The following is a 16,021-nucleotide window of genomic DNA, read 5'->3' as shown; positions in this document are numbered from 1 at the left end:
GCGGCACCGGGCTCCTCCCTTCCTCGAGGACTGAGGGCGTCGTGAACACGGCATTCAAGGTGGAGCTCATCGACCGGATCCTCTTCTCCCGGTGGATGCGCCCGCCCGCCAAGTCGGATATCGAGGCCATGGAGGAAGTCATGGCCACGGCCCACAAGAGCCTCAATGGCCAGCTGCTCATCTACGTGGGCTCCATCGGCTCGCACGTGAAGGTGCCCAACGCCGAGGAGCGCAACAACCTCACCCAGCTGCTCAAGGCCGCGCGCAACCACTGCGAGGTGGCCCACGTCATCATCGAAGGCTCGGAGCTGCAGAACAGCCTTCAGCGGGTGGTCATCTCCGGCATGCTCATCATCACCCGCACCTACGACAACTACCTGTCGGTGCATAAGAACATCGAGAGCGCCGCGGCGGATCTGACCCGGCGGCTCCACAAGGACGCGCTGCCGGTGATCCGCGCGGCGAGAGATCGCGGCCTGGTCACCTAGCGCGCCCGCGGCGGCGCCTGCTCTCCCGCCGTGCGAGCCTCTTCACCCGCCGAGGCTCCCCTCCTCCCTCCGGGGGCTGGCGGCTCGAACAGGACAAGAGATTTCGTCTCGGATGGGTTCCGCTAGACTCCCAAGTGTTCCCCAGCCGATGAGGTGGGCACTGTCCCACGAGAACCATGATGTCCTCTGAGATTGTCGACGCCGTCGTCGTGGGATGTGGCCCGGTGGGTGGCATGGCCGCCAACTTCCTGGGGCTGTATGGGCTGCGGACGCTCGTGCTCGAGCGCGAGCTGCACGAGCACCACCAACCGCGAGCCTTCTCGTGTGACGACGAGACCCAGCGCAACTTCCAGGCCGCCGGCCTGGTGGGAGAGCTGGCCGTGGCGCTCTGGCCCTGCCAGAGCATGGACTACGTGGACGGCAAGAAGCAGGTGCTGGGCACGGCGGCCTTCAAGGATGTCAACCTCGGCACCGGGCACCCGGCCCTGTCCTTCTTCCACCAGCCCCAGCTGGAGTCCGTGCTGCGCCAGGGCCTGCGGCGCTTCCCGCACGTGGAGCTGAAGATGGGCCACGAGGTGGTCTCCTACCTCCAGGACGCCGAGGGCCTCACCCTCCAGGTGAAGGATCGCCGCACCGGCCGCAGCCTCTCCGTGCGCACCCGCTACCTGCTGGGGTGCGATGGCGGGCACAGCTCGGTGCGTCAGCTGATGGGCGTGGAGATGGAGGGCATCTCCTACGGCGAGCCGTGGATCACCCTGGCCGGCACCACGCCCACCCCCGAGCCGGACTTCAGCTACTACGTGTGCGACCCGGAGCGGCCCGGCTTCGCCACCCGCGGCCCGCTCAATGAGCTCCGCATGGACTTCCTCGTGCAGGAGCACGAGCGCTCGGACGTCGTCGACACGAAGGAGTTCGTCGATCAGCTGCTGAGCCGCTTCATTGATCCGGCGAAGGTGAAGGTGACCCGCGCCGCGGTCTTCACCTTCCACAGCAAGGTGGCGGCGCGCTGGAGGGATGGGCGCGTCTTCCTGCTGGGGGACGCGGCCCACCTGATGCCGCCCTTTATGGGCCAGGGCCTGTGCTCCGGCGTGCGCGACGCCGCCAACCTCACCTGGAAGCTGGCCCAGGTGCGGCGCGGCGCCGCGGGAGAGGAGCTGCTGGACACCTACGAGCGCGAGCGCCAGCCGCACGTGGTGAGCATGATCAAGGCCACGCTGATGATGGGCCGGGTGTTCCTGTCGCGCTCGAAGCTCGTGGCGGCGGTGCGCAACGCGCTGCTGCGCTTCAGCTACCGCCACCTCGCCGGCGCCCGCAGCTTCATCCGCGAGTTCAAGGCCAAGCCCAAGCTGCTCATCTCCCAGGGCTTCATCTCCAACGGCCGGCGCAAGGGCAGCGCCGCCGAGGGCACGTACTTCCCTCAGCCGCGGGTGGCCGTGGCGGACCGGGGCACGCTGCCGCTGGATGACGTGCTGGGCAACCGCTTCGTGGCGCTCTGCGCGGCGGACGTGTCCGAGCCCGTGCGGCAGTCGGCCGAGGCGCTCGCCCGGGAGCTGGGGGGCGGGGTGCTGCGCGTGCTGCCCGCCGGCCGGGCCAGCGAGGCGGGGCCTGGAGCCGTGGTGGACGTGGAGGGCAAGCTGAGCGCCTGGTTCACCCAGTACCAGGCCGACACCGTGCTGCTGCGGCCGGATCGCTACGTGTACGGCGCCTCGCGCGGCGCGGCCATCGAGAAGCTGCGCGAGCAGATCCGCCCCTTCATCCACCCACCCAAGCCCGAGCGTGCCGAGGAGACACCGGCGCGGGTGTCGCTGAGCTCAAGTGCTTGAAGCTCAACGATCCAACCGCGAGCTTCGTCCAGAGTTGAGCCCTCGGGGGCCAGAGCGCTTCCTCGGGCTTGAGCGCTCGTGCAGGATGAAACATGTCATGTAGCAGCCGCCCGCCGAGGCTCGGCGGGTGGAGCCGGGCTCCTAACCTTCCCGGAGGAGTGAGGCGTCGTGAACGGCGTGAATGGCGTGAATACAGCATTCAAGGTGGACATCATTGACCGGGTCATCTTCTCCCGGTGGTTGCGTCCACCCACCAAGGAAGACATCGAGGCCATGGAGGACACCCTGGCCTCGGCCCACAAGCGCCTCAACGGCGCGATGTTGCTCTATGTGGGCTCCATCGACTCCAAGGTGAAGGTGCCCAACGCCGAGGAGCGCAACAACCTCACCCATTTGCTCAAGGCCGCGCGCAACTACTGCGAGGTGGCCCACGTCATCATCGAGGGCTCGGACCTGCAGAACAGCCTCCAGCGCGTCATCATCTCCGGCATGCTCATCGTGTCTCGCACCTACGACAACTACCTGTCGGTGCATAAGACCGTGGAGGGGACGAAGAGTGACTTGTCCAAGCGGCTCAACCGGGACGCGACGCCGCTGATTCGAGCGGCGAGAGATCGCGGCCTGGCCACCTGAGCCGCGAGGCGCCTACGGCTTCTTCTCGAAGGTGAGCGCCCCCGAGTTCATGCAGTAGCGCAGACCCGTGGGCTCCGGGCCGTCCGGGAAGACGTGGCCCAGGTGCCCGCCGCAGCGGCTGCACAGCACCTCCGTGCGCGTCATGAAGAAGCTGTTGTCCTCGTGCAGCTCCACGGCGGCGGGGGACACGGGCTGCCAGAAGCTGGGCCAGCCCGTGCCGGACTCGAACTTGGTGTCCGAGGAGAAGAGCACCTGGCCGCACGCGGCGCAGCGGTAGACGCCCTTCTCGTGGTTGTTCCAGTACTTGCCGGTGAAGGCGCGCTCGGTGCCCTGCTCCCGCAGGATGTGGAACTGCTCGGGCGTGAGCTGCTGGCGCCACTCCTCGTCCGTCTTCACCACCTTCTCCGAGGGGCTCGGAGCCTTCTGCGGCGCCGAGGCCTCCGAGGTCTTCTCGGAGCCCTGTGCCGGCTTGGGAGCGCTCGCGGGCTTGTCTCCCGTGCCCGCGGCGAGCGCGACCAGGGGAACCACTATCAAGCCTGCCCACCACCACTTTCGTCGTCGGTCCATGCCTGGGATACGCACGGGCCCGCCGGGAGGTTACTTCGGGCTACTCCAGACGCTCGGGCAGTGGCGGGGCGTCCACGCGCTTGAGCTCCGCGCGCAGCCAGTCCCGGTACGCGTAGGTGCTCGTGATGGAGGCGCCCTCTCCCAGGTTCCGGCTGGAGATGCCCACCAGCTCGGTTCCCTCGACGCTCTCGCGCAGGCACGGCCCTCCGCTGTCGCCCCGGTAGTGGTGGCCTCCGGGCTGCTCGATGCGCAGCCTGCCACCGCCCTCGGGCAGCGGCTCCTTCACCTGGTTGCGGCTGGAGCGCCGCTCTCCGTCATACACGCGGGTCAGCTCGTCGTAGCCCGAGCCCAGGATGACGATGGACTCGTTGGGCCGAAGCTGCCGGTCCGCCAGGGGCACCGGCTTGAACTTCTTCTCGAGGGGCTCCTTCAGGATGATGAGCGCCAGGTCCGCGCTGCTGGAGACCACCTGCTCCTGCGCGTCGATGAGGACTTGCAGCGCCGGATGGGGGAGCACCGTGCCCTCGTGGGAGTTGCGGAGCGAGTACGTGTCCTCTCCCAGCACCGAGCGCGGCTCGTAGAAGGAGGTCGTCACCCGAGCCTTCTTCGCGCAGGCAACGCGATCGATGATGAACGGGGTTCCGCTCGTCTCGAAGGGCACTCGCCGCCGCGGACACACGCAGTGGCCCGCGGTCAGCACGAGCCGGGGGCCGATGATGGCGCCGCTGCACACGCCTCCGTCCTGCTCATCCTCGGAGTCCACCGTCACGAGCACGGAGGACAGGTAGCGATTGCTCACATCCACCTTGCCCGCCAACGAGAGCAGGCGCGTGTCCTTGGGCGAGTCCCGCAGCACCCCCGCGGTCACCAGCCGCTCGGTGCGCTCTGGCTTCTTCTGCTTCTCGACGGTGGTCGGGGCGAGCTTGATGGCGGGTGCGCGCTGGTGGCCCGAGTCGTTGATCAGAAACAGCATGTAGAACAAGAAGGCGCGCACGAACTGGACCCACAAGGGATCGACCTGCCTGGGAGGGCGCCACGAGCCCCGGCTGTGCGCGGGCCTGGGGAGTGGAGTCACGGGATAGCGGACGTGCCGTCGAACGGGCAGCATGACCCGTAGAGTAGGGCAGGATGGACAGGCCCCGCAACGTTGTCTGGAGCGGCGCCTGCTCGGATGCTGCCGGAACATGGATGAAGCATTGGTTCTCGCATTCCTCGGCAGTCTCGTCGTACCCAGAACCCACGATGGTCAGAGACTCGTTGAGCGCTATCTCCTTAGCGCACTGCTCGATTTGGAATCTCTGGCCATCACGGCGAGCTGCGCACCGGGAGCTCGTGGTGGCCGTGGCCCGGGCCTCCGAACGTCCCCGGCCAGGGTTGCTCCGCGGGCTGTAGCCCCGGCAGCGGGAAGCGCTGGAAGCGCGCACGGCTGTTGGCGAAGGGCAAATCACACTCGCCGCAGGTGCTCGCCCCGTCCATCAGCACCAGGCTCTCCGGGCCCAGCTCGAAGAGCTGCGGCATCGTGCGCGGCGAGTAGGAGAGCGCACACCGGAACGCCTCCGAGCCATCCTTCGCTCGCACCCCCACCAGCGTCGGCGTGAAGTTGTCCGCCACGAAGCCCAGCACCAGCGTCTCGATGCCCTCGGCGTCCGCTCCGGGCCGCGTCTCCGCCAGCCGCAGCTCCTTCGACACGAAGCTCTGTCCCTCCCCCAGCCGGTAGGTCCACGCCGGCGTGAGCTCTGGCACCGTGTACCCTTTCAGCTCGGGAGAGCTGACCACGGTCGCATCCGGGTTCACCGTGGTGCCCGCGGGGCTCGGCACCATCACCTCCCGCGTCGCCACCACCCGCCCCAGCACCGGCAGCGCGCCCACCTCCGCCCCGTCCTGCGTCCGCAGCGCCTGGCTGGCGCGCTCGGGCAACAGCAGCCCTCGCACCGTCCCCAGCTCACCGCCATGCATGGGCAGCGTCTTCCGCCACCGCTCCACCCCATCCGACGAGTACGCCATCACCAGCGTGGGCGAGCCCGCCTGCAGCGGCGCCCCCGCGTTCACCGTCGGCGAGAAGGTCAGGTACAGATCTCCCGCCACATCCGACACCAGCCCGAACGGGTGCGGGTGGTTGCACTGCGCCAGCAGCGGATCCGTGAGCTGCCCCGCCGACACCAGCCCTCCCTTCGCGTCCAGCACCACCAGGAAGTACACCCGGCACAGCGTGTTGCTCGGCTCGTTCACGGGGTACGCCTCGAAGAGCGCCGCCAGCCGGTCCGAGGCCATCACCGCCAGCCGCGCCATGAAGAGCGTCTGGTTCGTCATCGCCGCCAGATCCGGCCGGGCCGCCGCCAGCGTGAAGCTCCACCGGGCCACGCCCGTGGTCCGCTCCACCAGCGACACCTGCCCCTGCTGCGGAGAGTCCATGCACAGCAGGCGCGCGTTCCACAGCATGCAGCGCCGGGCCGTGCCCTGAGACACCCGCGGCGTGTCGCTCGTCGCGTCCAGCACCGGGCTCGCGAAGAAGCCCGAGAGCGTCACGTTCCCATCCGGCCACACCATCATGTCGTGCAGGTCCACCGACTGTTTCTGCGCGTCCAGCGTCCAGTTGGGCGCCAGCACCGTGGGCGGCGGGCGCGCGCAGACCGAGCCATCGCAGCGGCCCTCGCCCTGGCACGGCGTGGCGGGCTCGCACTGGAAGCCGTCCGGCAGATCCCTCGCGACGCACTTCGCGTCCACGCACACGTCCGCCACATCGCACCCGCGCCGAGGGCCGCAGAAGGTGCCGTCCGGGGCCTTCGCCAGCCCGCAGCCCTTCACTGGATCGCACACGCCCACCTGGCACACCCCGTCTCCCGGGCACGGCGGCGCCGGCACGGCCTGGCACCCGTCCAGCGGGTTGCACACGTCCGTGGTGCAGGCATTGCCGTCGTCGCACACCCGCTCCTGGCCCTTGCACCGGCCCGCCTGGCACGTGGCGCCCACCACGCACTCGTTGCCCGGGTCGCACGCCATGCCGTCCGGCAGCTGCGCCTCCACGCACTGCTCCGTCGCCACATCAAAGGTGAAGCTGTGGCAGGCCGTCGGCGTGGGGCAGGCGGGGATGGCGAGCCCCTCGCCCGTCAGCGTCAGCGTCACCGTGCCGCCCCCCGAGGCCGTGCCCGTCAACGTGGCCGAGTACGAGCCCGGCGCCATGGGAGCAAAGCGCACCCGCAGCTCCGCCTCGTCCGTGCCGAGCCGATCCGGCAGCCCCTCCACCGTGAAGGGCGCGTCCACGGGTGTCCAGCTGATCCGCAGCGCCGAGCGGCCCGCATTGAGGACTCGCACCGTCTGCTCGCGAGTTGTCCCCACGTAGGTGCTGGGGAACGTCACCTGCTCGGCCGACAGGCGCAGCCGGCCCTGAGTGTCCACCAGCGTCTGTTCGTTGTGGCAGCCCGCCCCGAGCACCGCCACCGCCAGGCCCACCACGAGAGGGACCCACACTGCCCCAGCCGCTGTTTTCGCGCATCCCATCGGTGAACCTCGCCCGGAGGCGTATAGTCCTCGGCGCCGCCGCACGCGAGGCCCCTTCCGTACGCTCCCCTCGCACGCCTGTTGGCCAGCCACTCCTCGTGGCCCGAGGATTCAACATGGATCACCTCTCCTGCTCTGGAATCACCATGCCTCTGCCCCGCCTGCTCCTCGTGCTCGCCGTGGCCAGTGCCGTCCTGCTCGCGCCCTCCGCTCGGGCGGTGGACCTGCCCCGGCAGATGACCTTCCAGGGACGCCTGGTGCGCGCGGATGGCTCGCCGGAGACGGCGGCCCAGGATCTGCGCTTCGATCTCTATGCCACGGCCACCGGCGGCGCCCCGCTCTGGGAGGAGAGCCACCTGGGCACCCCGGTGACCAACGGGTACTACGCGGTGGTGCTCGGCGCCTCGGCTCCCCTGCCCGCGGGCGTCCTCAACGGCCAGGCGCTCTACCTGGGTGTCTCCATCGTGGGCCAGTCCGAGCTCACCCCGCGCCTGCCCGTCGTCTCCGTGCCGTACGCCCTGCGCGCCGATGACAGCAACCGCCTCGAGGGCCGCGCCGCCTCCACCTTCGCGGACGTCAACCACACGCACAGCCTGGTTCCGCTGGCGGATGACAGCAACAAGCTCCAGGGCCGCGCCGCCTCCACCTTCGCGGACGCCTCCCATACCCACCCCGTGGCCACTCCCACCGTGGATGGCTTCATGGCCGCCGCCGACAAGACGAAGCTGAACAACGCGCCGAACACCTACGGCAACGGCCTCACCCTCAATGCTGCCAAAGATCTCTCGGTGAACTTCGCCGGAACCGGCAGCGCCAACACCGCCGCGCGCTCCAACCACACCCACACGCTGACGTGCACCTATAAGACCGCCACCGGCAACACCTCCGCGTCGGTCTCCACGGCCTGGTGTGCCACCAACGAGATCCTCACCGGGGGCGGCTGCACGGATTTGGAAGCCAGTGCCGTGGGCGCGGGCACCACCTTCGGGCCCACGGGCGTCACCGCCGTCGATGGGTCCACCCCTGCTGGCAGCGTGCCCGGCTATGTCTGCCGCACGCACACCGCCGTGGCGCCCACCGCCTACGCCATCTGCTGCCGCATCCCCTGATCTGACTCCCTCGGCTGGCGCTTCGGACTGTCCTTTCTACAGCTTCAGGCCCTGGCCCTTGCCAGGCGGGCAGCCAAGTGCTCGGAATCGCTAGGCCTTGACTGGGTACGGTTCTGGCATCGCCATGGGTCATGGACCACGTCAATGCCACGGATTTCACGGAAGCGGACACACAGCCCCGAGCCTTCACGGTGCTCATTCCGCGGGCCTTGCAGCCAACCATGAACACGCTGCCCGCGTACGTGCGGCAGCAGGTGCTGGCCGAGCTGTTCCGCGTGGCCGCTCTCACGGGGCAGGAGCGCGCGGGCCAGACCCACGGCTACACCTATGCTATGTGTCTGGAGGTAGCGGGCTGCACGGTGAGCGTGGAGATGGATGATCCGCACTCGCGGCTGATGCTCACCGGGCTGAACTGGAAGCGGCAGGACGCCTGAGCGGTGACCCTCTGGAGGTGGTGGATTCACCATGCAGCGCGCGGCGGGTTACAACGAGTCCCGGCAGCTCACGACCTTGATCGAGCAGCTCCGCGAGCGGCTCGGCACTGAACCTCCACCGCCTCCCCAGTTAGGCGAGCAGTTGGAGGAAGTGCTGGCGCGGCTCGTGGTGCGCAACCAGCAACTGCGCGTGCTGCACCGGCTGGCCCGCAAGGGCGGCTCCAACGAGCACCTGGAGGCCATCCGTCACGCGCTGGAGCAGCTCGACGCGAAACTGCTGCAAGAGCTACCGAAACTGCTGCAGCACCTGCGCCCGCCGCACTGAGGCCCGCTCCGGGGCCCACTGCGCGGCGACGAGGTTGGCTCCCGTCGAGGAGAGGTATCGGGTCAGAACGCTCCAGGCTGGAGCGTGTGCGTGGGGCCTTGGAGCGGCGCTCCGCCCACGCCTCCGCCGATGCTCCCAGGTCCCTTGGTGCCGAGCTGGCCCGCCGCAGGCGCCAGGCCCTGGGCCTCGGCTCGCAACGGCCCTTCGCACACGCCCGCGCGGCAACCCTCGAGCCCCTGACACGGCTTGCCCGCTCCGCACGCCTGCTGCACGCACGCTCCCTCCCGGCACACCTGTCCCGAGGGGCACGAGCTCACCGCCGCGCACGGATCCGTGGAGGCCAGGCACGTGCCGAAGCGGCAGAGCTCGCCCGCCATGCAGTCCTTGTCCGCGGAGCACGCCAGGGCCTGGCACGCTCCCTCCCGGCACACCTGCTGGGCCGGACAGCGCACCGCCGCGCAGCCCGAGGTGGGCACACAGCGCCCGTCCGGGCCACAGCGCTCGGTCTGCTCGCAGTTGTAGTCGCCCGTGCACGCCACGCTGCGGCACGCCCCATCCGCCCGGCAGACCGTGCCTTGAGGGCACTTGATGCCAATGCAGGTGTCGAACACGCAGGCCGAGTCCGTGCACCGCTCCGTGGGGTAGCACGACGAGCCCTGCGAGCAGCTCACCCGGGTGCACGTCCCTCCCCGGCAGCGCTGGCCGTCCGCGCAGGTGACGCCCAGGCACGCTGCCTCCACGCAGGCCTCGCGCTCGCAGACCTGGCCCAGGCCACAGGCAATGCCTCGGCACGTGGTGGCCAGGCACCGGCCCTCCACGCACGTCTGCCCGGTGGAGCACGCCACGGTGGCGCACAGGTCCGGCGGCACCAGGGGCTCGGTCTTCTCGCACGCGGCCCACACGAGCACCCCCAGCAGCACCACCGCGAACCGGGCGGGGCTCATGGCAGCCGCCCCGTGCGGTCCGCGGGCGGCAGCTTCAGCTCCGGCGGCTGGGAGAGGACGATGCCCGCCACCACGCCAGCGGCCACCACCAGCCCGGCTCCGCCCACCACGAAGGGCCACACCGGCCGGTGGCGCTCCTCGACAGCCACCTCCTCGCGCACCGGCTCCTTGGCCGCCTTCACCGCCGGGGGAGGCTCCTTCGTGGCCTCGAAGCGCTGCGGAGCCGTGGCGCTGCCTTGCAGGACGAGCACACCCTGGGCCTCGTCGAGCGCCTCCGCGTACGCCTCCACCGCTCGCTCCGCGGGGGCCTTCGCCACCACCGGCCCGGGCGCCTCGCCCTGCGTCACCTGGAACGAGGCGTCTCCCGGCTGCCGCACGTAGACGGCCACCTTCGTCACCCGCGCCAGCGCATGCTCCAGCTCCGCCTCCACCTGCCCATCCTCGCGCCGCGTCACCTTCAGCACCGCTCGCGGCGTGCCCTGCATCTTCCGGCGCGCGGCATCGAAGGGCTTGCGGATCTTCGGCCCCATCGAGCGGCTCACGTCGGCGTCCGGATCAATGGCCAGCAGCTCCTCGAAGTACGCCTGGGCCTGCTTGCCCTGGCCCATGAAGGCCTTGGACAGCGCCAGTCCCTTCCACTCCCGGAGGCGCTCCTCCCGCGTGGCCGGCTCCCGCAGCGCGGCGTCGAAGGCCGTGGCGGCCGCATCGAACTCCAGCGCGTCGAAGAGGCGCTCGGCCCGCGCGAGCGAGCGCTCCTCGCCCGAGGGCGAAGCGGCACCGAGACAGAGCAGGAGCAGCAGCGGGGTATGCACGGGGCGCGCACTCTACCCCCGGACCGGGCCCGGAAGCTCCATTCGCGGATCAGAATTCCGGCCCCCCTTGCCGAAATCCCGGCCCGTGCACACCTTCCGTCCCCAGGCCCTGCTTCTTCTTCCATAGGTTATAGAGAGAGGAGATCTAGCAGTAGTGACAGCCGGTCGCGCAGACTTGGGGAAAAGTCAGTAAGCCCCTGCAATCCCAAGAGAATCTCTGGATTGCGTCATGTGGACAAGTTGGCGTTTTTCCCCAGCGGCCCACAGGGGCCCCTGCCCGTGACGGTTTCTCCACAGGGGTCTGTCTGTCGTCCACAGGACTCCCACAGGGTGGGGCGGCCTACACGACTCCACTGGGGGTGAGGGCTCCCGGAGCTGGGGCAGGCAGGCGGTGCCGCAGCGGGCCCCCGCGGTGCACGGAAGTGCCTGTCGCGCAGCGGGTCCGGGCTATCCTTCGAGCCCATGGCCGCATCGGGAAAATGGGCGCCGGTCGGGTCGGATGACCCCCAGAGCGAGCAGATCGGCAAGTACCAGATCATCACCCAGCTCTCCGTGGGAGGCATGGCCGAGCTGTTCCTCGGCTTCACCGCGGGGCCGGGAGGCTTCCGCAAGTACGTGGCCCTCAAGCGCATCCTCCCGGACGTGCGCGGCAACGAGCAGTTCGTGCGCATGTTCCTGGACGAGGCGCGCATCACCGCCGCCTTCAACCACCCGAACATCGCGCAGGTGTTCGAGCTGGGCGAGGAGGACGACGGCCTGTTCCTGGCCATGGAGTTCATCGCCGGGCAGAACCTGGATCAGCTCACCGCCGCGTACCGGCGCCGCCAGGAGCCCATCCCCCTGGAGTACAGCGTGTCGGCGGTGCGCGACGTCTGCCAGGCGCTGCACTACGCGCACACGTTCACGGACCCCTCGGGCCGGCCCAGCCCCATCATCCACCGCGACGTCGCCCAGAAGAACATCATGGTGACGTACGACGGAGTGGTGAAGCTGCTGGACTTCGGCATCGCCAAGGCGCGCAACAGCCTGGAGCGCACGCGTGCGGGGACGGTGAAGGGCACCTCCGGGTACATGTCTCCGGAGCAGGTGCGAGGCGAGAAGCTCGACGGCCGCAGCGATGTGTTCTCGGTGGGGGTGGTGCTCTGGGAGCTGGCCACCGGGGAGCGGCTCTTCGCGGGGAAGACCGAGCGCGACGAGATGGTGAACATCCTCGAGGCGCCCATTCCCGCGCCGCGGCACCCGTCGATGGGCATGTTCGAGGGGCTGGCGGCGGTCATCCTCCGGGCGCTCGAGAGAGATCCTGAGCGGCGGTTCCAGACCGCCAAGGATCTGTCGCGAGCGCTGGAGCAGACCGCGGGCCGGGAGCTGTGGGACGCGGATCGCCGCGCGGCGGTGATGCGCCAGCTCTTCGAGAAGAAGATGACGGCCACGCGCACGCTGCTGGAGAGCGCTGACGCCTCGGCCAACGCGGCGGCCGAGGACATCTTCGCCTCGCTCCACCCGAAGAGACACAGAACCGAGCCCTACGAGGAGAAGGTACCCAAGGCCCCCGCGCCCAAGGCCCCGCCGCGGAGGTCACCCACCTTGGAGGAGGATGAGACCTCCAACGTGAAGCTGGATCCGTCGCTCACGGAAGAGGACGTCCGCGTCCCCGCCACCCGGGTGGCACCCCAGACGATGCGAGACTCGAGCCCCGGCGGCGGCAAGACGCTGAACACGGTGCTGTGGATCGGGGTGTTGACGAGCATCGTGCTGGGCGGCGGCTACCTGGCGTTGACGCTGACGAAGCGGCTGAACGACGAGGTGCAGCCGGAGCCCGTCGTGAAGACGTACGCGGACCCGCGGCTCAAGGTGTTCCCCGAGCCGGGCCAGCCCGTCAAACCCACCAGCGACGCCTCGGACGCGGGCCCCGCGGCCCCGGGTGTGGCGGAGGCCCCGGGAGCGCAGGACGGCAAGGCCGCCCAGCCCGGAGCCAAGGAGAGCCCGAGCACCAAGGAGGGAGCAGAGAAGCCCTCGAAGGGGAGCCGCACCGCGCAGGGGAAGATGACGCTCGTCATCAACCCGGAGGCCCAGGTGTTCCTGGGCAAGCGCTTGCTGGGAAAGACTCCGCTGTTCAATACGCCGATGCCGGTGGGGACCAACCTGCTGCGCATCGTGGGCCCTGACAAGAAGCAGCGAGTGCTGTCCGTGCCCATCGAAGCGGGTAAGACTGCGCTGCACCGCTTCTCGCTCAACGACATCCCCGAGGCCCACTGAGATGGCTCCGCTCACCTTCGGCTTCTTGATGGACCCGCTCGAGCACGTGCGGGTGGACCATGACTCCACGTTCCAGATGATGCTGGAGGCGCAGAAGCGCGGGCACACCGTGCGCTACTTCGAGCAGAGCTGGCTGCGCTTCTCCGGGACGGCCACCGAGGCCCGCATGCGCACCGTCACCGTGCGGCGGGAGGCCGGGCGCCACTTCGAGGTGCTCGACGAGTCGGTGCGGAGCATCTCCAGCCTGGACGTGCTCTTCATGCGGAAGGATCCGCCGGTGGACGCGGAGTTTCTGCACGCCACCCAGCTGGTGGAGCTGTGTTCGGGCCGGCCTCCGGTCTACATCAACAGCCCGCAGGGCATCCGGGACGCCAACGAGAAGCTCTACACGTTGAACTTCCCGGAGCTGATGCCGGAGACGTGTGTCTCCGGGGAGAAGTCCGTCCTAATGGACTTCATCCGAAGGCACCCGGCCGGGACGATCCTCAAGCCCATCGACGGGTTCGGGGGCCAGGGCATCGTCTTCTGCGCCCAGGGAGACCGGAACATGCGCTCCATGCTGGAGATGCTCACGAACCTGGGCCGCCAGGCCATCATGGCCCAGGCGTACGTGCCGCAGAGCCGCCAGGGGGACAAGCGCATCATCCTGGTGGACGGCGAGCCCCGGGGCGCGGTGCTGCGAGTGCCCTCGGATGATGATCACCGGGGCAACATGGCCGCCGGCGGCAAGCCGGTGAAGACAACGCTGACGGAGCGGGAGAAGCAGATCTGCGCGCGCTTGAAGCCCAAGCTGCTCGAGCGGGGGCTGCTGGTGGTGGGCATCGACGTGCTCGGCGACTACCTCACCGAGGTGAACGTGACGAGCCCCACGGGTCTGGCGGAGATCAACGTGCTGGATCAGACCTGCGTGGAGACACACGTCATCCAGATGGCGGAGCGCCTGGCGGCGAAGCGGTGAGCCTCTCTCCACCGGAGGAGACGCTCGACTCCATCGGGACGTCGGGCGTGCGCGTGCTGCAGCGCCGAGGCGGCTACCGCTTCAACCTGGATGCCGTGCTGCTGGCGGCGTTCGCTGCTTCGGAGGGAGCCTCGGAGGGAGCCGTGCTGGAGCTCGGCGCGGGCAGCGGCGTGGTGTCCTTCCTGCTCGCGCGCCAGTTCGGCCGAGGCCCCATTGATGCGCTGGAGCTCCAACCCACGGTGCACGCGCGGCTGGTGCGAGGCGTGGCGCTCAACGGGCTGCAAGGCCGGATCAGGCCCTTGCTTGGAGATCTCCGCGAGGCCCGGACGCTGCTCCCGGCCGGGGGCTATGCCCTCGTCGTCTCGAATCCCCCCTTCCGTCCTCGGAGCGCCGGAGTGATCAGCCCGGACCCGGAGCGCGCCCTGTCCAAGCAGGAGCTGGCGTGTGATGCGCCCGCGGTGGTCTCCGCGGCCCGGCACGCGCTGGCACCCGGCGGCGGCGTGAGCCTGGTGTACCCGGCCTCTCGGCTGACGGAGGTGCTCGGGCTGCTCACCTCGGCTCGCTTGTTCCCTCGGGCGCTGCGCCTGATCCACGCGAGGGCGGGTTCGCCCGCCACGCGCTTCCTCGTGCATGCGCTGAGGGACAGCGATCGCGGGCTGAAGGTGCTCGCGCCGCTCATCGTCCATGGCGAGGGCCCGGGGGGATACGCGCCGGAAGTGGCAGCGCTGATGGATCCTCCCCGCTCCGAGCGAGCTTGAGCCCCAGGCTCCTCAGGGCTCCAGTCAGGGAGGAGGCGCTTGAACCTGCTTGGGCAGTGAGCGAGCGCTCGGCTCGAACCAGCGGTTTCTCTTCGGAGCAGCACGAGAACCGTAATATGCGCGCGCCATGCCTTCGTCCGTTCTCCTGCTGTTGATGCTCGCCGCTATACCGCAGGCTGCTTCTCCCGCCGCGCCCCCTGCTGCGCCTGCCGCTGTGCCTCCCACGTCCGCTGCCCAGGCCGCGCCCGCCGTAGCTCCCGAGCCCTCGCAGCGCGCGGCGCCTCCCGAGAGCACGAAGCTTCGCATCCGCGCCACCGGAGACGTGATGCTCGGCACCACCGTTCCCGAGGGACACCTGCCTCCCAACGGCCCCGACGGGGTCATCTCCGCCGTGCGCCCGTTGCTGGAGGACGCGGACATGACCTTCGTGAACCTCGAGGGCCCGCTGTGCGACGGTGGCGAGACGACGAAGTGCCGCTCGCCCAAGAACTGCTACGCGTTCCGCTCGCCCACCGCCTTCGGCCAGGCGCTCAAGGACGCGGGCGTGGACGTGGTCTCCACCGCCAACAACCACTCGGGCGACTTCGGCGAGGAGTGCCGGCGGCAGACCGAGTCCACCCTGGACAAGCTCGGTATCGCCTGGAGCGGACCCGCGGGCACCGTGGCCACGCTGGAGCGCAACGGGCTGCGCATCGGCCTGATCGCGTTCCACACCTCCGCCTCGTGCAACTACGTCAACGACATCCCCACGGCCAAGGAGCTGGTGCGCTCGGTGGCGGCCAAGCATGACTTGGTCATCGTCTCGTTCCACGGCGGCGCCGAGGGCGCCAAGGCCGTGCACGTACCCCCCGGCAAGGAGATGTTCATCGGCGAGAACCGCGGAGACCTGCGCGCCTTCACCCACGCCGTCATCGACGCGGGAGCGAACCTGGTCCTCGGCCACGGTCCGCACGTGGCGCGGGCCATGGAGTTCTACAAGGGCCGGCTGATCGCCTACTCCATGGGCAACTTCGCCACCTACGGGCGCTTCACCCTGACGGGCGCTCAAGGGTTGGGCATGGTGCTCGAGGTGGAGCTGGATCGCGCCGGCCAGTTCCTCTCCGGCCGCATCCTCCCCACGCGGCAGCTGGGCCAGGGCCTGCCGGAGCCGGATCCAAAGAACGGCGTCATCTCCCTGGTGCGCAAGCTCACGGCCGAGGACTTCCCGCAGACGGGTGCGCAGATCTCCGAGGACGGCGCCATTTCACCGCGCGGCCGGGCGCCCGTCTCCTCACAGCAGGGCTCGCCGTAGCGCGCGGCTCGGCACACGACACACTGTTGAGAACAGAATGCTGAAGGCTGGCTGATCCAACCTGGGGCTTCAGTTCATTGGAGCTCCAAGAGTGGGAACTCGGCCCACCGAGCGCGTGTCCGAGG

The 16,021-nt window shown here is 69.5% G+C and carries 14 protein-coding genes and 1 pseudogene; 10 read left to right on the top strand and 5 right to left on the bottom strand.

Features of this window, described 5'->3' with window-relative positions; genetic code table 11:
• Positions 1–41: 41 nt before the first annotated feature.
• The 3 genes from ACJ8AT_RS22545 to ACJ8AT_RS22535 all read left to right on the top strand — a co-directional run bounded on the left by ACJ8AT_RS22545 (position 42) and on the right by ACJ8AT_RS22535 (position 2,944).
• On the top strand, positions 42–488 hold the full coding sequence (locus ACJ8AT_RS22545) for a DofB protein (protein ID WP_407739864.1): 447 nt from the start codon (positions 42–44) through the stop codon (positions 486–488).
• A gap of 176 nt (positions 489–664) precedes the next feature.
• Positions 665–2,311: a bifunctional 3-(3-hydroxy-phenyl)propionate/3-hydroxycinnamic acid hydroxylase gene (locus tag ACJ8AT_RS22540; protein ID WP_407739863.1), complete on the top strand. Its 1,647-nt coding sequence runs from the start codon at positions 665–667 to the stop codon at positions 2,309–2,311.
• 168 nt (positions 2,312–2,479) lie between these two features.
• Positions 2,480–2,944: a DofB protein gene (locus tag ACJ8AT_RS22535; protein WP_407739862.1), complete on the top strand. Its 465-nt coding sequence runs from the start codon at positions 2,480–2,482 to the stop codon at positions 2,942–2,944.
• A 12-nt stretch (positions 2,945–2,956) separates the two neighbouring features.
• Here ACJ8AT_RS22535 and msrB read toward each other — a convergent pair whose 3' ends face one another.
• The 3 genes from msrB to ACJ8AT_RS22520 form a co-directional block, all read right to left on the bottom strand.
• Positions 2,957–3,511, bottom strand: a complete 555-nt coding sequence (msrB, locus tag ACJ8AT_RS22530; protein WP_407739861.1) for a peptide-methionine (R)-S-oxide reductase MsrB — start codon at positions 3,509–3,511, stop codon at positions 2,957–2,959.
• Between the two features lie 40 nt (positions 3,512–3,551).
• A complete protein-coding gene (locus ACJ8AT_RS22525) occupies positions 3,552–4,505 on the bottom strand; it encodes a trypsin-like serine protease (protein ID WP_407739860.1) in 954 nt (317 codons plus the stop codon).
• 311 nt (positions 4,506–4,816) lie between these two features.
• Complete coding sequence (locus tag ACJ8AT_RS22520; protein ID WP_407739859.1) at positions 4,817–6,979, bottom strand: tenascin-X; 2,163 nt, start codon at positions 6,977–6,979, stop codon at positions 4,817–4,819.
• 176 nt (positions 6,980–7,155) lie between these two features.
• Here ACJ8AT_RS22520 and ACJ8AT_RS22515 point away from each other — a divergent pair, with 176 nt between their 5' ends.
• The 3 genes from ACJ8AT_RS22515 to ACJ8AT_RS22505 all read left to right on the top strand — a co-directional run bounded on the left by ACJ8AT_RS22515 (position 7,156) and on the right by ACJ8AT_RS22505 (position 8,877).
• Complete coding sequence (locus ACJ8AT_RS22515; RefSeq protein ID WP_407739858.1) at positions 7,156–8,118, top strand: hypothetical protein; 963 nt, start codon at positions 7,156–7,158, stop codon at positions 8,116–8,118.
• Between the two features lie 131 nt (positions 8,119–8,249).
• Positions 8,250–8,552: a hypothetical protein gene (locus ACJ8AT_RS22510; protein ID WP_407739857.1), complete on the top strand. Its 303-nt coding sequence runs from the start codon at positions 8,250–8,252 to the stop codon at positions 8,550–8,552.
• A 31-nt stretch (positions 8,553–8,583) separates the two neighbouring features.
• On the top strand, positions 8,584–8,877 hold the full coding sequence (locus ACJ8AT_RS22505; protein WP_407739856.1) for a hypothetical protein: 294 nt from the start codon (positions 8,584–8,586) through the stop codon (positions 8,875–8,877).
• Between the two features lie 62 nt (positions 8,878–8,939).
• Here the strand turns inward: ACJ8AT_RS22505 and ACJ8AT_RS22500 are convergent, their stop codons facing one another.
• A complete protein-coding gene (locus ACJ8AT_RS22500; RefSeq protein ID WP_407739855.1) occupies positions 8,940–9,821 on the bottom strand; it encodes a hypothetical protein in 882 nt (293 codons plus the stop codon).
• Positions 9,818–10,633, bottom strand: coding sequence for a hypothetical protein (locus tag ACJ8AT_RS22495; protein WP_407739854.1), 816 nt, complete (start codon positions 10,631–10,633; stop codon positions 9,818–9,820). The genes ACJ8AT_RS22500 and ACJ8AT_RS22495 overlap by 4 nt, the downstream gene beginning before the upstream one ends.
• A 462-nt stretch (positions 10,634–11,095) precedes the next feature.
• On the opposite strand from ACJ8AT_RS22495, the gene ACJ8AT_RS22490 reads away from it, so the two are divergent.
• The 4 genes and pseudogenes from ACJ8AT_RS22490 to ACJ8AT_RS22475 all read left to right on the top strand — a co-directional run.
• Positions 11,096–12,889, top strand: a complete 1,794-nt coding sequence (locus tag ACJ8AT_RS22490; protein ID WP_407739853.1) for a serine/threonine-protein kinase — start codon at positions 11,096–11,098, stop codon at positions 12,887–12,889.
• A gap of 1 nt (position 12,890) precedes the next feature.
• Positions 12,891–13,847: a glutathione synthase gene (gene gshB, locus ACJ8AT_RS22485; protein WP_407739852.1), complete on the top strand. Its 957-nt coding sequence runs from the start codon at positions 12,891–12,893 to the stop codon at positions 13,845–13,847.
• On the top strand, positions 13,844–14,605 hold the full coding sequence (locus ACJ8AT_RS22480) for a tRNA1(Val) (adenine(37)-N6)-methyltransferase (protein ID WP_407739851.1): 762 nt from the start codon (positions 13,844–13,846) through the stop codon (positions 14,603–14,605). The genes gshB and ACJ8AT_RS22480 overlap by 4 nt, the downstream gene beginning before the upstream one ends.
• A gap of 238 nt (positions 14,606–14,843) precedes the next feature.
• Positions 14,844–15,896 (top strand): annotated as a pseudogene (locus ACJ8AT_RS22475) (CapA family protein); the annotation flags it as partial.
• Between the last annotated feature and the right edge of the window lie 125 nt (positions 15,897–16,021).

It is taken from the genome of Hyalangium sp. (assembly GCF_045802625.1).
Lineage (GTDB): Bacteria > Myxococcota > Myxococcia > Myxococcales > Myxococcaceae > Hyalangium.
The sequence above is the reverse complement of the archived record's forward strand: the minus strand, read 5'-3'. Positions and strand labels throughout refer to the sequence as shown.